The following is a 21,860-nucleotide window of genomic DNA, read 5'->3' on the forward strand; positions in this document are numbered from 1 at the left end:
CCCCGTGGGGTAGTGCCCTGCGACCTCAGCGGTCGTTCTTCAGGTACTGCAGGAACGGGTCGTTCTTGTCGAGCACGATCACGCCGTTGCCGTCGGTCATGGAGCCTCGGTAGGCCTCCAGGCTGCGGTAGAACGCATAGAACGACGGGTCGGCAGAGCCGGCCTTGCCGTAGATGCGGGCCGCATCGGCATCGCCTTCACCGCGCAGGCGCTGTGCATCACGCTCAGCCTCGGCGATCAGCACGGTGCTGTCACGGTCGGCCTGGGCACGGATGGTCAGCGACTGCTCCTCGCCCTCCGCACGCAGCTTGGCGGCTTCCTGCTTGCGCTGGGCGCGCATGCGCTCGTACACGTCGTTGATCACCTGGCTGTCGGTCGGCAGGTCCACCTGCTTGATGCGCAGGTCGATCATCTGCATGCCGAGGCCAGCCACCGCTTCGTTGATCCCCTTCAGCTGCTCGGCGATCAGCTCGCTGCGGTCGCCGGAGACCAGCTGCTGCAAGGTGCGCGAGTTGATCTGGTTGCGCAGCGAGTCGGTGATGATCGGTGCCAGGCGGGCGTTGGCGATGCGCGGATCGCCGCCGGTGGCACGGAAGTAGTCACCCACGTTGGAGATGTAGCCGATGGCGAAGAAGTCGACGCTGACGTCTTTCTGCTCGGCGGTGAAGTAGCGCGCCGGCGCGGTGTCGAGCACCTGGAAGCGGCGGTCGAAGACCTTCACCGTTTCCACCACCGGCACCTTGAAGTGCAGGCCCGGCTTGATGTCCGAACGCACCACCTTGCCCAGGTTCAGCACCATGGCGGTCTGGTCCTCACGGACCACGTACACCGAGCCGAGCAGGCCCAGTACCACCGCCACGATCACGGCGATCCAGATAGGACTCTTCATCGGCTGCCCTCCTCACGGCCGCTCGGTCGCCCGGTCGGGCGGCCCACCGGCCGGCCCGGATCACGGGAAGCTTCCACCGCTGCACCCGGCAGCGACGGCATCACCACGTCCGGGTTCGCCACTGCGGCCGGGGCCGACGTGGTGGGACGGGTGTCGCCGGTCATCGGCACGTAGATCAGCTGGCGGCCATCGCCACCGATCACCTTGCGGTTCTCGCTCAGCACCTGCTGCACGGTCTCCAGCCACAGGCGCTTGCGGGTCACTTCCGGGGCGTCCTTGTACTGGGCCTGCAACAGGCTGAAGCGCTGCGCGTCACCCTCGGCCTTGGACACCACGGCCTGCTTGTAGCCTTCGGCAGTGGTGCGGGCGCGCGAGGCCTGGCCTCGGGCTTCCGGCACGACCTTGGCGGCATAGGCCTGGGCTTCGTTGATCAGGCGTTCCTTGACCTGCTGGGCACCGTTGACCTCGTCGAAGGCCGGCTTCACTTCCTCCGGCGGACGGGCGTCCTGCAGGGTCAGGCCGGTCACGGTCAGGCCGGTCTTGAACGCCTTCAGCAGCGCCTGCAGGCGCTCCTCGGCAGCCACGGCCAGCGGGCCACGGTTGTTCAGTACCGCGTTGAGGTCGGCACGGCCGACTTCCTCGCGCACCGCGCTCTGCGCCGACTGCTCCAGCACCTGGTTGGCATCGACCGTGCCGAACAGATACTGCTGCGGGTCGTCGATGCGGTACTGGACGTTCAGCGAGACGTTGACGATGTTCTCGTCGCGGGTCAGCACCGGCACCTGGATCGAGAAGGTCTTGATCTCGGTGGCGTTGACCTTGGTGACCGATTCGATCGGCCACGGCAGCTTGAAGTTCGGGCCGGGCTGCAGGATGCGCGAGAACTGGCCGAAGCGCAGCACCACGCCACGCTGCTGTTCGCCGATCAGCTGGAAGCTGGAGAACAGCACCAGCAGCACGACAGCCGCCACCACCCAACGCATGATGCCGCCGTCGAACAGGTCCTTCAGTGGCCCAGGCAGTCCGCCCCAGCCACCACCATTGCCACCGCCGCGCGACCCGAACGGCCCGCGTCGATTGTCCTCGGGGCCTTGTCCGCCCTTGTTGCCGCCGGGTGTATTCCAGGCCATGCACGCTCCATCAAGATTTGGGCTGCGGCGCGGGCCCTTCCCGCGGCGCCAGCCGTGAAACCATTACCGATCATACAAGATGGGGCGGATCGGCAGGATCGAAAGGGGGACAACGGGGTAAGGTGGCGTTTTCCTCGAAGTCAGGCAACGCCGATGGCCCCCACCACCCCGTTCACCGCCTTCCGCATCGAAAATGACGACGCTGGCTACCGCAGCGGCCTGGCCCAGCTCGGTGTCGACGACCTCAACCCCGGCCAGGTGCTGATCCGCGCCCATTGGTCCTCGGTCAACTACAAGGATGCCCTGGCCGGCACCGGCAAAGGCAAGATCCTGCGCCGCTTCCCGCTGGTGGGGGGTATCGACGTGGCCGGCACCGTGGTCGCCAGCACCGACCCGGACTGGCGTGAAGGTGACGCCGTGCTGGCCACCGGCTGCGGCCTGAGCGAGACCCGCGACGGCGGCTACAGCCAGTATGTGCGGCTGGAATCGCGTGCGGTGATCGCCCAGCCGGCCGGGCTGAGCCCGCGCGAGGCGATGGTATTGGGCACCGCCGGCTTCACTGCGGCCCTGGCCCTGCTGCGCATGCAGGACAACCGGCAGGCCCCGGAACTCGGCCCGCTGGCGGTCACCGGTGCCAGTGGTGGTGTCGGCGCGCTGGCGCTGTCGATCTTCAGCCGGGCCGGCTATACCGTGCACGCGATCAGCGGCAAGCCCGACCAGACCGATTTCCTGCGCGCCATCGGCGCCACCGAGGTGCTGCCGCGCGAGACACTGAGCGACACCGGCCCGCTGCAGTCCGCACGTTTCGGCGGGGGCCTGGACAATGCCGGCGGCGCCATGCTCGCCAGCCTGCTGGCGCAGACCGTGCCCTACGGCAGCGTGGTCAGCGCCGGCCTGGCGGCCAGCCCGACGCTGGACATGACGGTGATGCCCTTCATCCTGCGCGGTGTGTCGCTGCTCGGCGTGTCTTCGGCCAATGCACCGCGCCCGCTGCGCGAAGAGGTGTGGTCGCGCCTGGGCGGCGAATGGAAGCCACAGCATCTGGACCGCATCTGTACCGCCGAGGTCGGCCTTGATGGCCTGCCGGCAGTGTTCGAGCGGATGCTGGCGGGCGGATCGCTGGGCCGCACCGTGGTGCGGATCGACTGAACGTCGCAGGCAGGCGACGGACGGCAGATGCGCCCCTCCCGCCGGTAATGAGCCCGCACTACACTGCGGGCATTACATGGGGAACAACATGGCACGCATTCTGATCGTCGACGACTCACCGTCGCAGCTGTTGGGGATACAGCGCATCGTCGAGAAGCTCGGGCACCAGATCCTGACCGCCACCGATGGTGCCGCCGGGGTCGAAACCGCCAAAGCCGAGCTGCCCGACCTGGTCCTGATGGACGTGGTGATGCCCAATCTCAACGGCTTCCAGGCCACCCGCACCCTGGCCCGCGACGAGGCGACCCGGCATATCCCGGTGATCCTGGTGACCACCAAGGACCAGGACACCGACCGCATGTGGGGCATGCGCCAGGGCGCCAAGGCTTACATCACCAAGCCGTTCTCGGAAGACGAACTGTCCGAGGTGCTGGAGCGCGTGTTCGCCGGCCAGGGCTGAGACGCGCGCGGTAGTGCCGGCCGCTGGCCGGCAACCACGCATCACCGTCCCGGGTAATGACATTGCCGGCCAGCGGCCGGCACTACCGCAAGGCGTGCTCAGATTGACTCGCCGAAGGCCTTGGCCAGGTTGCGGTAGGCCTTCTTCTGCGCTTCGTCGGTCGCGGCCGGAGCCACGATCTCGATTTCGACGATCTGGTCGCCCTCCGGATTGCCCGGCAGGCCACGACCGCGCAGGCGCAGCTTGCGACCGGCATCGGAGTCGGCCGGGATCTTCAACTCCACCGCACCGCCCAGGGTCGGCACGCTGATGCTGGTGCCCAGGGCGGCCTGCCACGGGGTCACCGGCAACGTATAGAGGATGTTGCGGCCATCGACCTCGAATTGCGGGTGTGCGGCGTACTCCACTTCCAGCAGCAGGTTGCCGCCATGGTTGCCCTGCCCTGCCAGGCGGATCACCTGGCCCGGACGGATGCCCTTGGGCACGCGCACGTCCAGCTGCTTGCCGTTGACGGTGATGCGCAGGCTGTCGCCGCTGTAGGCCGCTTCCAGCGGTACCGACAGCTTGGCGCGGGTGTCGCGGTTGGGTGCGTGCCCCTGGCTGCTGAAGCCCGGGCCAGGACCTGCACCGCCACCGCCACGCTGGCGCGCGAACAGGCTTTCGAAGAAGTCGCTGAAGCCGCCATTGGGGCCACCACCGCCGAACACTTCCTCGAAATTGAAACCACCAGCGCCGCCGTAGTTCGGCGGCACGTTGAACTCCTCGCCCGGGCGATAGCCCTGCGCGCGCAGCTGGTCGTAGGCCGCACGCTTTTCCGGATCGCGCAGCGCCTCGTAGGCCTCGTTGACCGCCTTGAACTTGTCTTCGGCCCCGGCCTCCTTGCTGACGTCCGGGTGGTACTTGCGTGCCAGCCGGCGGTAGGCGGTCTTGATCTCCGCCTCGCCCGCGCTCGGTTCCACCCCCAGGGTGGCGTAGTAATCCTTGAATTCCATCCAGCTACCTCGATCTGCTTCGGCCGCGCCGGTGGCGCCGCCCCGGGTTCATTCTACGCGCCGGCGATGCTACGCCGCCCCTCGTGCGGCCCCGGTGAGGCCGACTGATCCTGCGCAATGCGGCTGCCATCCCGATACCCCAGGCTGTGGCTGGAAGCCCGCGCCGCAAAGCCTGAAGATGGGGCCTGCACACCGGTTTTCCAATGTCTTGACGCCCCTGTCCCATCCGGCCCACTAGCCTGCCCCAGCAAGGAGTTCCCCATGACCATCCATGTCGGCGACCGCATTCCGGAAGTGACCCTCAAGCGCATCCGCGAGGGCATCGAAACGCTCGATACGCATTCGCTGTTCGACGCGCGCAAGGTGGTGCTGTTCGCCGTACCCGGCGCGTTCACCCCGACCTGTTCGGCGCGCCACCTGCCCGGCTACGTCGAGAAGTTCCAGGCCTTCCGCCAGCGCGGCATCGATGTCTACTGCATGGCCGTCAACGACCCGTTCGTGATGAAGGCCTGGGCTGCCGACCAGAGCGTGCCCGACGGCCTGCTGATGCTGTCCGACGGCAATGCCGAACTGACCCGCGCGCTCGGCCTGGAGCTCGACGCCAGCGCCTCGGGCATGGGCATCCGCTCACGCCGGTTCGCGCTGTACGTGGTGGATGGCGTGGTGCGTGCGGCCTGGATCGAGCAGCCGGGCCAGTTCGAGGTGTCTTCGGCCGAGTACGTGCTGGAGCACCTGCCTACCTGATTCCCCACCGCAAGAGGAAACGGCCAGCCATGTCCAGCAAGCCAGCCAAAACCGCAAAGCCCGCCGCAAACGTGCCCGGCATCAGTGACCGCAAGACCCTGCGCGAACGCGCCCGGCGCAACATCGAAGACGGAGCCATCACCGACAGCTACAGCGCCGACCGCAAGGTGGTGATCAAGCTGCTCAACGACGCACTGGCCACCGAATACGTGTGCGTGCTGCGCTACTACCGGCACTACTTCATGGCCAAGGGCATGCTGGCCGACGCGGTCAAGGCCGAGTTCCTCGAGCATGCACAGCAGGAGCAGGCGCATGCCGGCAAGCTGGCCGAGCGCATCGTCCAGCTTGGCGGCGAGCCGGATCTCAACCCGGATACGCTGACCGCGCGCTCGCATGCCGAATACAAGGAAGGCGGCGACCTGCGCGACATGGTCCGCGAGAACTTGGTGGCCGAACGGATTGCCATCGACAGCTACCGCGAGATGATCAACTTCATCGGCGACCGCGACACCACTACCAAGCGCATCCTCGAGGAGATCCTGGCGCAGGAAGAGGAACACGCCGACGAGTTTGCCGACCTGCTGGACGGGTGGATCGGGGAATGATCCGGTAGATGCCCACCTTGGTGGGCGCTTCGCCGCGTGCCAACCAAGGTTGGCACCTACCAGAGCACGAAGGTGTCATTGGCGCTGGACCGAGTGCCGACCAAGGTCGGCATCTACCTGAGGACGTTGAAGCGCACCTGCGTCCATGCGCCATCTGCCGCCAGCGCGGTCAGGGTGTGTGCACCCGGATCGGCGAACTCGCGCTGCATCAACTGCGCACCGTGGGTCTGTGCGATCCAGCGTCCATCCAGCAACCAGTCCACCGCCTGCTCGCTGCCCAGCGCGCGCAGCTGCAGGCGCACGCCATGTTCCGAATTCGGCGCGCGCGCCAGCGTGGCGCCATCATTGAGTCCGTCCACGTGCAGCGCGACGCTGGCCTCCCGCCCGTCGTCGCGACAGTCCGGCGACAGCGCCGGCAGTTGCGAGGCCTCGCGCGTGGCCTTGGGTAGCCACGGTGACAACAACGCCGGCCAACGCGCGATCTCACGAGCGACTTCCTCATGCGGCAGACGGCAATCAGCGGATACACGCAGTCCGGTCCGCGCATCGGCCAGGTACCGCTGCCGGCCCGGCTGCCAGCGCCGCGCCTCGCGTTCGGGGAAGGTCGGCGGTGCCGCGCCCTCCAGCAGGTAGGCCGACATCCGCCGCTGGCACAGTGCCGCGGGCAGCCCTTCGGCACGTTCGCCGGTGGGCCAGCACACATCCTCCTGGCTGACACTGGCCGGCATTGGCGCAGCAGCGGAATCGCCACGCTGGCGCGGCAGGCTGTCCACCACTTCGAACATCAGCGGCAGTGCGGTGACCGCACCATACTGGCCCGGTAACGGCGTGCCGTCTGGCCGGCCCACCCACACGCCCACGGTGTAGTGGCGGGTACTGCCGATGGCCCACGCATCGCGGTACCCGTAACTGGTGCCGGTCTTCCACGCCACGCGCGGGCGGCCACCGACATCGAACGTACCGACGCTGTATCCCGGGCGCGGGTTCGATTCCAGCATCTCGCGCACGATCCAGCTGGCACCCGGCGAGGCCAGGCGCCGCTCGATCATCGGCTCGTCGTCGGTGTAACGCACGCGGCCGGCGATGCCGTTGCGGTTGAGCGCAGCGAACGCGCCGACCAGGTCTTCCAACCGCGCGCCGGTGCCGCCCAGGATCAGCGACAGGTTGGGCGTGCTGCCCGGCGGGAAGCGCAGCTGGATGCCGGAGTGCGACAGGCGTGCGGCGAAGCGCCCGGCGCCGACCCGCTGCAGCAGGTCCACCGAGGGCACGTTGAGCGACAGCCGCAATGCGCTGGAGGCACCAATCGGCCCATTGAAGGCCATGTCGAAGTTGCCGGGGCGATAGCTGCCGAAACTCTGCGGCGCATCGACCAGCAGGCTTTCCGAATGGATCAGGCCATCGTCCAGCGCCATCGCATACAGGAACGGCTTGAGCGTGGAGCCCGGCGACCGCCAGGCCTGCACCATGTCCACGTGGCCAAGGCGCTGACGGTCGCCGAACGCCAGCGTGCCGACATAGGCGCGTGCCTGCAGGGTCTGGTTGTCGACCACCAGCAGCGCTGCCGAGGTGCGCTCGGGCAGCGTCGAGAAATAGCTGGCCACGCGTTCTTCCAGCGTGCGCTGCAGGCCGATGTCGATGCTGCTCTGGATGCGTGCCTGGCCCGGATGCGCCGAGTGCAGGCGCTGCGCCAGCAGTGCCGCGTGCAGCGGCGGCCGCAGCGAGCGCGCCACCACGTTCTCGATGCGCGCATCCTCCACTTCCTCCGGCGTCCACGCGCCCAGTTCGGCCATGCGTGACAGCACCTTGTCACGCGCCTTCTGCGCGGCTTCCGGATGGCGGTCCGGGCGCAGCCGGCTCGGCGCCTGTGGCAGCACCGCCAGCAGCGCGGCTTCGGCATGCGACAACTGCGCCGCCGGCTTGCCAAGATAGGCCCAGCTGGCCGCTTCCACCCCCTCGATGGTGCCGCCGTAGGGCGCGCGCTCCAGATACAGCGCCAGGATCTGCTGCTTGCTCAGATGCACTTCCAGCTGCACCGCGCGCAGCATCTGCTTGAGCTTGCCCCAGGGCGTGCGTGTATGCGGATCGAGGATGCGGGCGACCTGCATGGTCAGGGTCGAGCCACCGGAAACAATGCGGCCGCCGCGCAGCAGCTGCCCGCTGGCACGCAGGATCGCCAGCGGGTTGATGCCCGGATGGCGCCAGAACCAGCGGTCTTCGTAGGTCAGCAACGCCTGCAGGTACAGCGGCGAGACGCTGTCGATGGAAGCCGGATAGCGCCACACGCCCTCGGCATCGGCGAACGCACGCAACGGCGTACCGTCGGCAGCCACCACCAGGGTGCTGGTATCACGCTGCTTCGGCAGCGGCGGCGGGAAGGCGAAATCCAGCACCAGCAGCAGCGCCAGCGTGGCCGCCGCACCCCAGCGCAGCCATGGCCACAGCGGCCGCAGCCGGCGGCGCAGGGCCGCCAGCCGGGTCGTCATCGTGTTCTTCATTGCGGGTTGCCAGCAGGACGGGCCGCGCCGTCGCGGCCCGTCCGCGCGGTCACGGCTGTACCACCGTGATCGTGGTCGGGTTGCTGCGGCCGACGCCGCGCAGCTGCGGCCGGTACATGTCCTCCACCAGCGGCGGCGGCACCGAGTAGGTTCCCGGCGTCACCGCGCGCACCAGGTAGAACACGTTGGCCTTGCTGCCACGCGAGAGCTTCAGCGCGGCCACGTAGCGGTCGTCGCGGAACTCCTCGTGCTTGGTATCGGCGGCTTCACCACGATCGCTGATGGTGATGCCATCGACCACCACGTCGGCCCACTGCTTGGCATCGCCCAGGTTGAAGTTCTCGATCTCCAGGCCCGCCGGCAGCAGATCGGTCAGCAGTGCATCGGGCATCGTGGTGTCGGCGGTAACGGTGACACGCACGATCAGTGCTTCGCCTTCCTTCAGCGGGCGCGGCGACCACGGCTTGCCATCGGTGCCGTAGTAGCTGCGCTCAATGCCCAGCACGCTGTTGTCCGGCGCCGGTGCGCTGCGCGGAATACCGGCCACGTCGATGCTGGCGAACATCGGCGGCTGCCCCTGCGGGGTGAAGCGCACGCCGCTGGCCAGCTCACTGGCGCTGAAGTTGCGGCCGAACAGCTTGCGCTCGCCGATGGCTTCGGTGTTGCCACCGATCACCAGCTCACCGGCCACCAGCGCCTTCTGGTTGGCAGCAAGCGCCTTGCCGAGGCGGGCAATCGCCACCTGTTCCTGCGTGCTCAGCCACATCCAGCCGGCATTGCGGCGCGCATCCAGGCCACGGCCAAGATCGACCGCACGCGCATCCCAGGCCGGCTTGGCCAGCTTGTTTTCGTGGGTCAGCGCGATCATCAGCGCGTCATCACGGATCGCACTGCCGTAGTCGCCGAAGTAGGACGGGCGTTCGCTGCTGGACTTGGCGAAGGCTGCGGCCAGCGCGGCCTGGCCACGCTTGGCATCACCCTGCAGCGACAGCGCCACGCCCAGATGGACCAGCGACAGGCCGCCGACCGCCTTGCTGCGCTCGTTGTCGTACAGCGTGCGCAGGGTGCCCAGCGGCGCACGGTTGACCCGGGCCAGCACGTAGCCCGAATACGCCTGGTTGGCGAACTTCAGCTTCTCGCGGTCGTCCTGGCCGTAGAACTGGTTGCCGCCGGACAGCAGATCCTCGCTGAGACGGTTGAGCGCCTTCTGCAGCACATTGTCGGGCACCGCGAAACCGGCGTCCTTGGCATCGAGCAGGAACTCGGTGATGTACGGGGTCAGCCACGGGTTCACGTAGCCGTCGTCACCCCACATCGAGAAGTTGCCGTTGGCCACCTGCATCGACGCCAGGCGACCGAACGCACCTTCCATGCGCTCGCGGCGGGTCTTGGCATCCAGGCCGTCGGCACCGAGCATCGACGATGTCGCCTGGTCCAGGATCAGCGCGGCGTAGCCCTTGCTGGTGGTCTGCTCGGCACAGCCGTACGGGTAGTTCAGCGCGCCCTGCAGCGCACTGGCGAACGGGATCGGCGGCAGCGGGCTGACCAGCAGGCGGGCATTCACCGACTCGGACATCAGGCCATCGGTCAGGCTGTTGTCGAGGCTGACCGCGGCCAGCGGATCGAGCGTGCGCACCTGCGAACGCAGCACCTGCGGCCACGCCGCACGCACTGGCAGGTCGTAGCGGCGATCGGCCTTGAAGCCGTTGCCATCCACCCGCACGCGCACCTTGGCCACGCTGTGGCCTTCGCGTGCCGACAAGGGGAAGCTCAGCGTGGTCTTGGCATCGGCATTCAACTGCACGCTGCGGCTGCCCTCGCCCAGGTTCAACGGGCCTTCGCTTTCCACCTTCACGTTGAACTGGCCCGGCTTACCGGTGAAGTTCTGCACGTCCAGGGTCACGGTGCTGCGGTCGCCCGGGGCCAGCACGCGCGGCATGCTGGCTTCGGCCAGGATCGGCGCGCGCACGATGGTTTCCACATCGCGCTTGCCATACTGGTCATCGCTGTAGACCAGCGCCGACACGCGCAGGGTGCCATTGAAGTCCGGCACCTTCAGGCGGATGCGGGCATTGCCCTTGGCATCCAGCTGCACCGGGCCGGAGAACAGGTCCACGGTCTGCACGCGTGCGGTCGGACGCTTGGCCTGCGGCAACGCCTGCAGCGCCATGTCGCCACCGAACTTCAGCTTGCCGGCACCGCCATCGAAGCTCTCGATCACCCGGCTGTAGATATCGTAGGCATCGATGCCGAGGCGACGCTGGGCGAAGAAGTGCGCACCGGCGTCGGGCACCGGGAAGCGGGTGATGTTGAGGATGCCCACGTCCACCGCCGAAACGGTGACGTGCGCGGTCTTGCCGGCCAGCTGCGGCGCACTGACGGTTACCGGTAGGTCCTGCTCCGGCCGCATCTGCTTGGGCGCGACCAGGCCGACGGCCACGGTGCGGCCCTTGCGGTCCATCGGCACATGCACCACGCCCACGGCACGGGCCGGAGTGATCTTGCTCGGCGCACTGCCGCCACGGAACACCAGCGCGGTGATGTAGACGTCGTGGCGTTCCCAGTCGGCGGTGACCGGAATCTTGAAGGTCGAGCCCGGCTTGGCCTCGATGTCCTGCACGTACAGCATGCGGTCGGTCTCGACCATCAGGATGCCCTTGCCGGCGTGCGGCGGGGTCACCGTCACCTCCAGGGTGTCACCGGCCTTGTAGCCGGTCTTGTCCAGGCCCAGCTTGACCTTGTCCGGGCGTGCATCCAGGCCACGGTTGTCATCGCCCCAGCTCCAGCCGGCGCGGAACGGGTAACGGCTGGTCAGGCCGGTGGACGGATCGAACACGTCCACCCGGTACTCGCCCCACTCCACCGGGAAATCAAAGGCGACCGCGCTGCTGCCGGCATCGACGGTGCGGGTTTCCTTGTTCTCGAAACGGCGGGTGAAGTCGTAGTCCCAGCGGTTGTCGTTGAAGGTCCAGTGGTAGTCGCGCAGCTCGCGCACCAGGGTGATCTTCAGGCCCTTGGCCGGCTGCGGCGCACCGGCGGCATCCACACGCATCAGCTCGAAGCGCGCGTTGCCGTTGGAATCGGCACCATCGTCAGGGTTGAACAACGGGCGTACACCCACCAGCGCGTTGGCCGGCCACATCACCCGCTTCAGGGTACGGGTGACCGTGCGGCCGCCGGTTTCATACAGGCTGCCGGACAGCACCACGGCGATCGGTGCCTTGGCCTTGGCTGCCTCTTCCGGCAACGCCACATCCTCACGCAGCTGGCCATTGGCCGGCAGCGTGGTATCGATCACGTCCTTGGCCTCGCGCGGCAGCTGCAGGGTCGGGTCACCGAAGAAATAGCCCGGCAGGCCTTCCACCGGCTTCTGTTCGGCAGCCACCGCCATACGTGCGGTGAAGCGGTTGCCATCGGCCGGTGCCCCGTACAGATAGGCACCATTGGCCTGCAGGCGCAGGTCCTCACCCGGCTTCAGCGTCTTCTGCGCGCTGTCCAGGTCCAGCTTCATGCGCTCGGGCAGGAACTCCTCGATGCGCAGGGTCATGCCCTGGATCGCTTCCTTGCTGGCCGGGTCGGTGCGGAACTCAACCTGCCAACGCCCGGTCGGCGCCTCGGCGGGGATGACCTGCTCGAAATTGATGTAGCCCTGGTCACCCGGCTGCAGCCGGGTCTCGCGGAAAGTCTTGCCATCGGGCTGCTTCAGGCGCAGGAACACCGGCTGGGCCTTGACCGGCTTGCCGTCGTTGTCACGCAGCAGCGCGGACAGGCGCACGGTCTCGCCCGGCCGGTACAGGTCGCGCCCGGACCAGGCATAGACGTCGAACCAGGCATTGTCACGGCCGGCCACGGCGAATTCGCTCAGGTCCAGCGCCGGCTGGTTGAACGGCAGGAAGCTGGTGTCCTTGCCACTGCTGGCGACCAGCACGTGGGTAGCATCCAGGGTGTAGTTCAGCAGTGCGTTGCCATTGCCGTCGGTGCTGCCCTTGAGCACCACCTCGCCCTTGGCATCCAGGACGCGCAGGTCGATGCCCTTCAGCGGCGCGCCGTCCTTCAGGCCGGCGGTGTGCACGAACAGCTTGTCCTTGTAGGCACGGGTATGCAGGCCGATGTCGCTGACCGAGAAGAACGCGGTATCGAACTCGCCTTCGTAGTCACCGGTACGCTTGAGCAGGGCGAAGTACAGGCCCGGCTCCTGCAGTTCCTTGATGTCCTGGGTCGGCAGGTAGGTCAGCACCCGCTCGTTCTTCTTGCCCCCCAGGATGAAACGGTTGACGTAGACCGGCTCGGCCAGCTTGTTGATCGGGCTGCGCTCGTAGTCGCTGCTCAGCTCCCAGCTGCCACGGCGGCCGCCGCGCTGGTACTGGCTGAAGAAGGTCGGCAGGTCCTTCTCGCGCACGCGCAGGAACTCGACGTCGACCTCCGGCACGTTCACTGAGACCACCGGCAGGCCACGGCTGTCCTTGGCCGGCAGCACGCTGCCCTGCGAGGCGAAGCCAACCACCGGCTTCAGCTCGCCGCTGAACACCTTCTGCTTCAGTTCCTTGCCCAGCCGGCTGCCATCGGCGGCCAGCAGGTCCGGCGAGACCACCAGGCTGAACTCCTTGCCGGCCTCGACGAACGGGTAGCGCAGGGTCAGGCCGTCATCGGACAGCGTCCAGCTGCTGTCGTCGGTGCCGACCTTCTCCTCGAAGCGCACCAGCTTGTCGAAATCCTGGGTGCCGACCAGCGGGCGCGAGAACTCCAGCGCCAGCGACAGGCCGTCATTCTTCTGGTCCGGGTAAGCGCGCAGCAGGGTGAATTCCTTCACCTGCTCGGCTTTGGTGGTGATCGCCTCACCACTGGCCTTGGGCAGCTGCCCGCTGTCGTTGCGGCAGCCGGCCAGGCCCAGCAACAGGCCTCCTGCCAGTACAGCCGCCGCCCATCCCCACCGCTTCCGCCGTGCCGGACCGCTCATGTCGTCACTCCTTGATCGAGGCGGCCATTATAGGCAGGCCGCGTCAAGGTGTTGACGCCCCGGCGGTCGGAATCCCGGTCCCGCCCGGGACCTGGTAGCCGCCAACCTTGGTTGGCGCCACCCATGCCAACCAAGGTTGGCATCTACCAGAGCGGCCTCACCCCGGCAGGTACAGGTCCACGTAGTCGGTCACCGGCATCGCCGCCAGCGCCACCGGGTCCAGCGATGCCGCCAGGATGCGCTGCTGCTGGGCGGTCGGGAAACGGTGGGCCAGGTGCCGGCGGAACTTGTCCATCAGCAGCGGAATGCCTTCCTCGCGGCGTCGGGCGTGGCCGAGCGGGTACTCCACCAACACTTCCGGCAGTTCGGTGCCATCAGCGAAGCGCACGCTCAGGCCGTTGGCGATGCTGCGCTTGTCCGGGTCCAGGTAGTCGGCGCTGAGCCGTGGATCTTCATGGCAGGCCATCTTCGCGCGCAGGGCGTCGATGCGTGGATCCGCCGCCACGTCGTCCTCATAGTCCTCGGCCACCAGCCGCCCATGCAGCAGCGCGATGGCGACCATGTACTGCACGCAGTGGTCGCGGTCGGCCGGGTTGTGCAGCGGCCCCTGCTTGTCGATGATGCGGATGCAGGCTTCCTGGGTGCGGATCGCGATGTGCGCGATGTCCTCGACCCGCCGCCCCGTCGCACGCAGCTGCTGGTGCAGCACGATCGCTGCCTCCACTGCGGTCTGCCCGTGGAACTCGGCCGGGTAGCTGATCTTGAACAGCACGTTCTCCATCACGTAGCTGCCCAGCGGTCGCCCCAGCGTCAACCTCTGGCCATGCATGGACACCGCCTCGAAACCCCAGGTCGGCGCGCTCAGCACGCTGGGATAGCCCATCTCGCCGCTGGCCGCCATCAGCGCCAGGCGCACGCCACGGCTGGTCGCGTCGCCGGCCGCCCAGCTCTTGCGCGAGCCGGTGTTGGGCGCGTGCCGGTAGGTGCGCAGCGACTGGCCATCGACCCAGGCCAGCGACAGCGCATTGAGCATGCGTTCGCGATCCAGCCCGAGCAACTGCGAAACCACTGCAGTGGTGGCCACCTTGACCAGCACCACATGATCCAGCCCGACCCGGTTGAAGGAATTCTGCAGGGCCAGCACGCCCTGGATCTCGTGCGCCTTGATCATCGCCAGCAACACGTCGTGCATGGTCGGCGGCGGGCGGCGCAGGGCCGGGGCGTTGCGGCCCAGCCAATCGCAGACGGCGAGGATGCCGCCCAGGTTGTCCGACGGGTGACCCCACTCGGCGGCCAGCCAGGTGTCGTTGAAATCCAGCCAGCGCACCATCGCACCGAGGTTGAAGGCGGCCTGCACCGGGTCCAGCACGTAGTGCGTGCCCGGAACGCGCGCGCCATTGACCACACTGATGCCCGGCACCAGGGGACCAAGCAGTTTGCTGCAGGCCGGGAAGGACAGCGCTTCCAGGCCGCAGCCCAGGGTGTCGAGCAGGCAGCGGTGCGCGGTCTGGAATGCAAGCGGTGAGTCGATGCGTGCGTCGTGCACGTAGTCGACGATGTCCACCAGCAGCGCATCCCACGCTGCACGTTCGTTGGCTGGGGTGGAGTTGTCGGACATCGTCGATCTCCTCGTTGCGGTGCACGGTTGCCCGTGCACCATGCCAACCAGGGTTGGCATCTACCAAAGCAAACGGTCTCTACGGCCCGGTAGTCGCCAACCCTGGTTGGCGTTTACCAACGCATCACTCGGCCGGCACCCGCACCTTGCCTTCCATCAGCACACGGGCACTGCGGCTCATGATGGCCTTGGTCACCGTCCACTGGCCGTCAACGAGACCGGCCTGCGCACCCACGCGCAACGTGCCGGAGGGATGACCGAAGGTCACCGCCTCCCGCTCGCCACCACCCGCCGCACGATTGACCAGGGTGCCTGGAATCGCTGCTGCGGTGCCGATCGCCACGGCGGCAGTCCCCATCATCGCGTGGTGCAGCTTGCCCATCGACAGCGCACGCGCATGCAGGTCGATCGCCGACGCCGGAATGGCCTTGCCGCTGGACGAAACGTAGTCCTGCGCCGGCGCCACGAAGGCCACCTTCGGCGTGTGCTGGCGGGTCGCCGCATCTTCCAGGCTCTTGATCAGCCCCATGCGCAAGGCGCCGTAGGCGCGGATGGCCTCGAACTTCTGCAGCGCAGCCTTGTCTTCGTTGATCGCCGGCTGCAGCTCGGTGCCGCTGTAGCCCAGGTCGACGGCGTTGAGGAAGATGGTCGGGATGCCGGCGGTGATCATCGTCACCTCGAAGCTACCCACGCCGGGCACTTCCAGGGTATCGACCAGATTGCCGGTCGGGAACATCGCGCCCGCATCGCCGTCATCGGACGGATCGATGAATTCCAGCTGGATCTCGGCGGCCGGGAAGGTCACGCCATCCAGCTCGAAATCGCCGATCTCCTGTACTTCGCCATCGCGCATCGGCACGTGCGCGATGATGGTCTTGCCGATGTTGGCCTGCCAGATGCGCACGGTGCACAGGCCATCGCGCGGAACACGGGCCGGATCGATCAGACCGTTGGCGATCGCGAACGGACCGACTGCGGTGCTGAGGTTGCCGCAGTTGCCACTCCAGTCGACGAAGGCGGTGTCGATCGAGACCTGGCCGTACAGATAGTCGACATCGTGGTCCGGCACTGAGGCGGTGGAGATGATCACGCACTTGCTGGTGCTGGACGTTGCACCGCCCATGCCGTCGGTCTGCTTGCCGTACGGATCAGGCGAGCCGATCACGCGCATCAGCAGCGCATCGCGTGCGGCGCCCGGCACCTGTGCGGCTTCGGGCAGGTCCTGCAGGCGGAAGAACACGCCCTTGCTGGTGCCACCGCGCATGTAGGTGGCCGGAATACGGAGTTGCGGGAGGAAGGTCATGGATCAGTATCCTGGATGCGACGAACCAATATCGGGGTTGAGCTCCTCGTCTTCGAACAGTGCTTCCATGCCCCGCGAAGCATTCCAGATGCGCACGATGGAAACGTGCGCAGGTAGCTCCACGTAGTAGACCAGGTAGCCGTTGAAGCGACGAACCGGATGAAAACGCAACGGCGCTGGCAGCGAGGGCAACAGACCCGCATGCAGTGCGGAACCAGCAACCGGGTGCACCTCGATCAGCTTTACAACGGATTCCACCGCATCGATGAAGCCGATTTCCAGCACTTCTCCGCCTTGATCTGCATACCAGCCTGCTGCCTGGTCAAGATCTCGAACCGCTGCGGGGGACCAGTGCGAGGGCTTCACTTGCGGTTCCGTGCACGCTCACGCAGCTTGTCGAAGTGATCCGGCGGCAGAGGCGCCGAAGGTCCCGACGCCAGCCCTTCGGCAATCAGCTGCTTGAGCAGTTCTTCGGCCTTGCTGCGCTGGCGCTGGCGGATCAGATCACGCACATAATCCGACGTGCTGGAGTAGCCGCCTTCGCGCACTTCCTCGTCCACGAACTGCTTGAGCGGGTCGGTCAGCGAAATGTTCATGGTGGCCATGAGACTCTCCATTGGCAGTTTTTGCCAAGTCAGTGTGCGCCCCACCCTCGAGTCGGACAAGCCCGCCCCCGGGCCTCCGGGGGCAGGCATTCAGCCGGCTATCACGCCACCCTGGCGCCTTCCAGGAAGTCCTGGGCGAAGCGCTGCAGCACGCCGCCGGCTTCGTAGATCGCCACTTCCTCATCGCTGTCCAGGCGGCAGGTAACCGGCACCGTGACGTCCTGGCCGTCGCGGCGATGGATGACCAGGGTCAGCTCGGCACGCGGGGTGCGCTCACCGATCACGTCGAAGGTCTCGGTGCCATCGATACCCAGGGTCAGGCGGGTGGTGCCCGGCTTGAACTCCAGCGGCAGCACGCCCATGCCGATCAGGTTGGTACGGTGAATCCGCTCGAAGCCTTCGGCCACGATCGCCTCCACACCAGCCAGGCGCACGCCCTTGGCGGCCCAGTCACGCGAGCTGCCCTGGCCGTAGTCGGCACCGGCGATGATGATCAGCGGCTGCTTGCGGTCCATGTAGGTCTCGATCGCTTCCCACATGCGCATCATCTTGCCTTCCGGCTCCACGCGCGCCAGCGAACCCTGCTTCACGCTGCCGTCGTCGTTGCGCACCATCTCGTTGAACAGCTTCGGATTGGCGAAGGTGGCGCGCTGCGCGGTCAGGTGGTCGCCGCGGTGAGTCGCGTAGGAATTGAAGTCCTCTTCGGGCAGGCCCATCTTCGCCAGGTACTCACCGGCAGCACTGGACGCCATGATCGCATTGGACGGCGACAGGTGGTCGGTGGTGATGTTGTCCGGCAGCACCGCCAACGCGCGCATGCCTGCCAGCGTGCGCTCACCGGCCAGTGCACCCTCCCAGTACGGCGGGCGGCGGATGTAGGTGCTCTGCGGGCGCCAGTCGTACAGCGGGCTGACCGCCGCGCCATGCTCCACGCGCACGTTGAACATCGGGTTGTAGACCTTGCGGAACTGCTCGGGCTTCACCGAGGCCTTCACCACCGCGTCGATCTCGGCATCACTCGGCCAGATGTCCTTCAGGCGCACCTCATTGCCATCGGCATCCACGCCCAGCACGTCCTTCTCGATATCGAAGCGGACGGTGCCGGCGATGGCGTAGGCGATCACCAGCGGCGGCGAGGCCAGGAAGGCCTGCTTGGCGTACGGATGGATGCGGCCATCGAAGTTGCGGTTGCCCGACAGAACCGCCGTGGCGTACAGGTCACGGTCGATGATCTCCTGCTGGATCTTCGGGTCCAGCGCACCGCTCATGCCGTTGCAGGTAGTGCAAGCGAAGGCGACGATGCCGAAGCCGAGCTGCTCCAGGTCCGGCATCAGGCCGGACTCTTCCAGGTACAACTGCACGGCCTTGGAACCCGGCGCCAGCGACGACTTCACCCACGGCTTGCGCTGCAGGCCACGCGCGTTGGCGTTGCGAGCCAGCAGTGCAGCGGCGATCACGTTGCGCGGGTTGGAGGTATTGGTGCAGCTGGTGATGGCGGCGATGATCACCGCGCCATCGGGCATCAGGCCCTGCGCCTGCTCGGCCTTGCCTGCTTCCAGCTTGGCTTCGTCGGCGATGCCGCGCTCGGCCAGCTCGGCGGTGGCCACGCGCTTGTGCGGGTTGGACGGGCCGGCCATGTTGCGCACCACGCTGGACAGGTCGAAGCGCAGCACGCGCTCGTACTGCGCGGTGGCCAGGTCATCGGCCCACAGGCCGGTGGTGCGTGCGTAGTTTTCCACCAGCGCCACCTGCGATTCCTCGCGGCCGGTCAGGCGCAGGTAATCGATGGTCTGCCCGTCGATGTAGAACATCGCGGCGGTGGCGCCGTACTCGGGGCACATGTTGGAGATGGTGGCGCGGTCACCGATGGTCAGTGCCGCCGCCCCCTCGCCGAAGAATTCAAGCCACGCGCCGACCACGCGCTCCTTGCGCAGGAACTCGGTCAGGGCCAGCACCACGTCGGTGGCGGTGATGCCCGGCTGCGGGCGACCGCTGAGTTCGACGCCCACGGTATCGGGCAAGCGCATCCACGACGCGCGGCCCAGCATCACGTTCTCCGCTTCCAGGCCGCCAACACCAATCGCGATCACGCCCAGCGCATCCACGTGCGGGGTGTGGCTGTCGGTGCCCACGCAGGTATCCGGGAAGGCCACGCCGTCCTGCACGTAGACCACCGGCGACATCTTCTCCAGGTTGATCTGGTGCATGATGCCGTTGCCCGGCGGAATCACGTCCACGTTCTCGAAGGCCAGCTTGGTCCAGTCGATGAAGTGGAAACGGTCTTCATTGCGACGATCTTCGATCGCGCGGTTTTTCTCGAACGCCTGCGGATCGAAACCGCCACACTCCACCGCCAGCGAGTGATCAACGATCAACTGCACCGGCACCACCGGATTCACCTTGGCCGGGTCACCGCCCTTGTCGGCGATCGCATCACGCAGGCCGGCCAGATCGACAAGCGCGGTCTGGCCGAGGATGTCGTGGCACACAACGCGTGCAGGGAACCACGGGAAATCGAGGTCGCGGCGGCGCTCGATCAGCTGCTTCAGCGAATCGCCGAGCGTGGCCGGATCGCAGCGGCGCACCAGGTTCTCGGCCAGCACGCGCGAGGTGTACGGCAGGGTGGCATAGGCGCCGGGCTGGATCGCATCGACGGCGGCACGCGCATCGAAATAGTCCAGCGCGCTGCCGGGGAGGTTCTTGCGGTAATCGGTATTCATGGGCTGGCGGAGTGCTTGGGGCGGGCCGGGTGCCGGCGGTGCGGCGGCGAAAGCATCCGGCCGGCACGCGGCCGGCCGGATGGGTACAGCAGGTGGATCAGACGCGCTTGTCGATGGCGACGAAGTCGCGGTCTTCCGGACCGATGTAGTTGGCGCTCGGGCGGATGATCTTGCCGTCGATGCGCTGCTCGACGATGTGCGCGCTCCAGCCGGCGGTGCGGGCGATCACGAACAGGGGAGTGAACATCGCGGTCGGCACGCCCATCATGTGGTAGCTGACGGCGCTGAACCAGTCCAGGTTCGGGAACATCTTCTTGATGTCCCACATCACCGATTCCAGGCGCTCGGCGATGTCGTACATCTTCATGCTCGACTGCTCTTCGGACAGCTCGCGGGCCACATCCTTGATCACCTTGTTGCGCGGATCGGAGACGGTGTAGACCGGGTGGCCGAAACCGATCACCACTTCCTTGCGCTCAACGCGCGCCTTGATGTCTTCCTCTGCCTCATCAGGGTTGTCGTAGCGCTTCTGCACTTCGAACGCCACTTCATTGGCGCCGCCATGCTTCGGACCGCGCAGTGCACCGATGCCACCGCAGATCGCGCTGTACATGTCACTGCCGGTACCGGCGATGACGCGGCAGGTGAAGGTCGAGGCGTTGAACTCGTGTTCCGCGTACAGGATCAGCGAGGTGTGCATCGCCTTCACCCACGATTCCTGCGGCTTCTCGCCGTGCAGCAGGTGCAGGAAGTGGCCGCCGATCGAGTCATCGTCGGTTTCCACATCGATGGCACGGCCGTTGTGGCTCCAGTGGTACCAGTACAGCAGCATCGAACCGAGGCAGGCCATCAGCTTGTCGGCGATGTCGCGCGCACCCGGATGGTTGTGGTCGTCCTTCTCCGGCGCCACGCAGCCGAGCACGGACACGCCGGTGCGCATCACGTCCATCGGATGCGCCGACGGCGGCAGCTCTTCCAGCGCCGCCTTCACCGCAGCCGGGATACCGCGCAGCGACTTCAGCTTGGCCTTGTACGAAACCAGCTCGGCGCGGGTCGGCAGCTTGCCATGCACCAGCAGATAGGCGATTTCCTCGAATTCGCTGGTGTTGGCCAGGTCCAGGATGTCGTAGCCACGGTAGTGCAGGTCATTGCCGCTACGGCCCACGCTGCACAGCGCGGTGTTGCCGGCGGCGGTGCCGGACAGGGCGACGGACTTCTTCGGCTTGAAGGTCGGGGTTGCGGTCGTATCGTTCATGTTTTCCCTCCGAAAACTGATGGTGCAGGGTACTGCTTATTTCTTGGCGGCGAACAGTGCATCGAGCTGCTGCTCGAAGGCGTGGTAGCCGATGCGGTCGTAAAGTTCTTCGCGGGTCTGCATGGTCTCGACCACGTTGCGCTGGTGGCCATCGTGGCGCACCGCCTGGTAGACGTTCTCGGCGGCCTTGTTGGCCGCACGGAAGGCCGACAGCGGGAACAGCTGGATGGCGACGCCAGCCGATGCCAGTTCATCGCGGCTGAACAGCGGGGTGGCACCGAATTCGGTGATGTTGGCCAGCACCGGCACCTTCACCGCGTCGACGAAGCGGCGGTAGGTGTCCAGGTCGTAGGCGGCCTCGGCGAAGATGCCATCGGCACCCGCCTCGACACAGGCGATGGCGCGCTCGATGGCCTTGTCCACGCCGTCCACCTGGATGGCGTCGGTGCGCGCGATCAGGAAGAAGTCCGGATCGGTCTTGGCATCGGCAGCCGCCTTCACGCGGTCGACCATTTCACCCTGCGAGACGATCTCCTTGCCGGGGCGGTGACCGCAGCGCTTGGCGCCGACCTGGTCTTCAATGTGGCAGGCGCCCGCGCCGGCCTTGATCAGCGACTTCACGGTGCGCGCGATATTGAACGCGCTCGGGCCGAAGCCGGTATCGATGTCGACCATCAACGGCAGGTCGCAGACGTCGGTGATGCGGCGCACGTCCACCAGCACGTCTTCCAGGGTGTTGATGCCCAGGTCCGGCAGGCCCAGCGAGCCCGCGGCAACACCGCCGCCGGACAGGTAGATAGCGCGGAAGCCGGCGCGCTTGGCCAGCAGGGCATGGTTGGCGTTGATCGCGCCGATCACCTGCAGCGGCGATTCGGCAGCCAGCGCCTCACGGAAGCGGGCACCGGCGGAGAAAGGGGCGGAAGCGGTCATGCGGCAAT

16 protein-coding genes are annotated in these 21,860 nt (G+C 67.0%); 4 read left to right on the forward strand and 12 right to left on the reverse strand.

Annotated elements, in window-relative coordinates; genetic code table 11:
* Positions 1-25: 25 nt before the first annotated feature.
* Together hflC and hflK are read right to left on the reverse strand one after the other, a co-directional pair.
* Complete coding sequence (gene hflC / locus EGM71_RS15445; protein ID WP_010482785.1) at positions 26-889, reverse strand: protease modulator HflC; 864 nt, start codon at positions 887-889, stop codon at positions 26-28.
* On the reverse strand, positions 886-2,019 hold the full coding sequence (gene hflK / locus EGM71_RS15450) for an FtsH protease activity modulator HflK (protein WP_032127819.1): 1,134 nt from the start codon (positions 2,017-2,019) through the stop codon (positions 886-888). The genes hflC and hflK overlap by 4 nt, the downstream gene beginning before the upstream one ends.
* Positions 2,020-2,172: 153 nt before the next feature.
* On the opposite strand from hflK, the gene EGM71_RS15455 reads away from it, so the two are divergent.
* Complete coding sequence (locus tag EGM71_RS15455) at positions 2,173-3,168, forward strand: YhdH/YhfP family quinone oxidoreductase (protein WP_188485587.1); 996 nt, start codon at positions 2,173-2,175, stop codon at positions 3,166-3,168.
* An 88-nt stretch (positions 3,169-3,256) separates the two neighbouring features.
* Positions 3,257-3,628 (forward strand): twitching motility response regulator PilH, encoded by a 372-nt coding sequence (gene pilH / locus EGM71_RS15460; RefSeq protein ID WP_005410644.1) that lies wholly within the window; start codon positions 3,257-3,259, stop codon positions 3,626-3,628.
* 98 nt (positions 3,629-3,726) lie between these two features.
* Here the strand turns inward: pilH and EGM71_RS15465 are convergent, their stop codons facing one another.
* On the reverse strand, positions 3,727-4,620 hold the full coding sequence (locus EGM71_RS15465) for a DnaJ C-terminal domain-containing protein (RefSeq protein ID WP_071228113.1): 894 nt from the start codon (positions 4,618-4,620) through the stop codon (positions 3,727-3,729).
* 261 nt (positions 4,621-4,881) lie between these two features.
* On the opposite strand from EGM71_RS15465, the gene EGM71_RS15470 reads away from it, so the two are divergent.
* Both EGM71_RS15470 and EGM71_RS15475 read left to right on the forward strand, forming a co-directional pair.
* Positions 4,882-5,364: a peroxiredoxin gene (locus EGM71_RS15470; RefSeq protein WP_032127816.1), complete on the forward strand. Its 483-nt coding sequence runs from the start codon at positions 4,882-4,884 to the stop codon at positions 5,362-5,364.
* Between the two features lie 29 nt (positions 5,365-5,393).
* On the forward strand, positions 5,394-5,969 hold the full coding sequence (locus tag EGM71_RS15475; protein WP_188485588.1) for a ferritin-like domain-containing protein: 576 nt from the start codon (positions 5,394-5,396) through the stop codon (positions 5,967-5,969).
* A gap of 113 nt (positions 5,970-6,082) precedes the next feature.
* Here the strand turns inward: EGM71_RS15475 and pbpC are convergent, their stop codons facing one another.
* The 9 genes from pbpC to prpB all read right to left on the reverse strand — a co-directional run bounded on the left by pbpC (position 6,083) and on the right by prpB (position 21,852).
* Entirely contained in the window at positions 6,083-8,464 is a 2,382-nt protein-coding gene (gene pbpC, locus EGM71_RS15480; RefSeq protein WP_135967613.1) for a penicillin-binding protein 1C, read from the reverse strand.
* A 49-nt stretch (positions 8,465-8,513) separates the two neighbouring features.
* Complete coding sequence (locus EGM71_RS15485) at positions 8,514-13,421, reverse strand: alpha-2-macroglobulin family protein (protein ID WP_188485589.1); 4,908 nt, start codon at positions 13,419-13,421, stop codon at positions 8,514-8,516.
* Positions 13,422-13,578: 157 nt separating this feature from the next.
* A complete protein-coding gene (locus tag EGM71_RS15490; protein WP_188485590.1) occupies positions 13,579-15,039 on the reverse strand; it encodes a bifunctional 2-methylcitrate dehydratase/aconitate hydratase in 1,461 nt (486 codons plus the stop codon).
* Positions 15,040-15,163: 124 nt separating this feature from the next.
* A complete protein-coding gene (gene prpF / locus EGM71_RS15495; RefSeq protein ID WP_188485591.1) occupies positions 15,164-16,342 on the reverse strand; it encodes a 2-methylaconitate cis-trans isomerase PrpF in 1,179 nt (392 codons plus the stop codon).
* A 3-nt stretch (positions 16,343-16,345) separates the two neighbouring features.
* On the reverse strand, positions 16,346-16,708 hold the full coding sequence (locus EGM71_RS15500; RefSeq protein WP_188485592.1) for a type II toxin-antitoxin system RelE/ParE family toxin: 363 nt from the start codon (positions 16,706-16,708) through the stop codon (positions 16,346-16,348).
* A complete protein-coding gene (locus tag EGM71_RS15505) occupies positions 16,705-16,947 on the reverse strand; it encodes a type II toxin-antitoxin system ParD family antitoxin (protein WP_087923336.1) in 243 nt (80 codons plus the stop codon). Before EGM71_RS15505 ends, EGM71_RS15500 begins: the two co-directional genes overlap by 4 nt.
* A 101-nt stretch (positions 16,948-17,048) precedes the next feature.
* Complete coding sequence (acnD, locus tag EGM71_RS15510; RefSeq protein WP_188485593.1) at positions 17,049-19,667, reverse strand: Fe/S-dependent 2-methylisocitrate dehydratase AcnD; 2,619 nt, start codon at positions 19,665-19,667, stop codon at positions 17,049-17,051.
* Positions 19,668-19,764: 97 nt separating this feature from the next.
* Positions 19,765-20,922 (reverse strand): bifunctional 2-methylcitrate synthase/citrate synthase, encoded by a 1,158-nt coding sequence (gene prpC / locus EGM71_RS15515; protein ID WP_014038133.1) that lies wholly within the window; start codon positions 20,920-20,922, stop codon positions 19,765-19,767.
* A 36-nt stretch (positions 20,923-20,958) separates the two neighbouring features.
* Positions 20,959-21,852, reverse strand: a complete 894-nt coding sequence (gene prpB / locus EGM71_RS15520; RefSeq protein WP_188485594.1) for a methylisocitrate lyase — start codon at positions 21,850-21,852, stop codon at positions 20,959-20,961.
* Between the last annotated feature and the right edge of the window lie 8 nt (positions 21,853-21,860).

The sequence above is a fragment of the Stenotrophomonas maltophilia genome, from assembly GCF_006970445.1.
Taxonomy (GTDB): domain Bacteria; phylum Pseudomonadota; class Gammaproteobacteria; order Xanthomonadales; family Xanthomonadaceae; genus Stenotrophomonas; species Stenotrophomonas maltophilia_AU.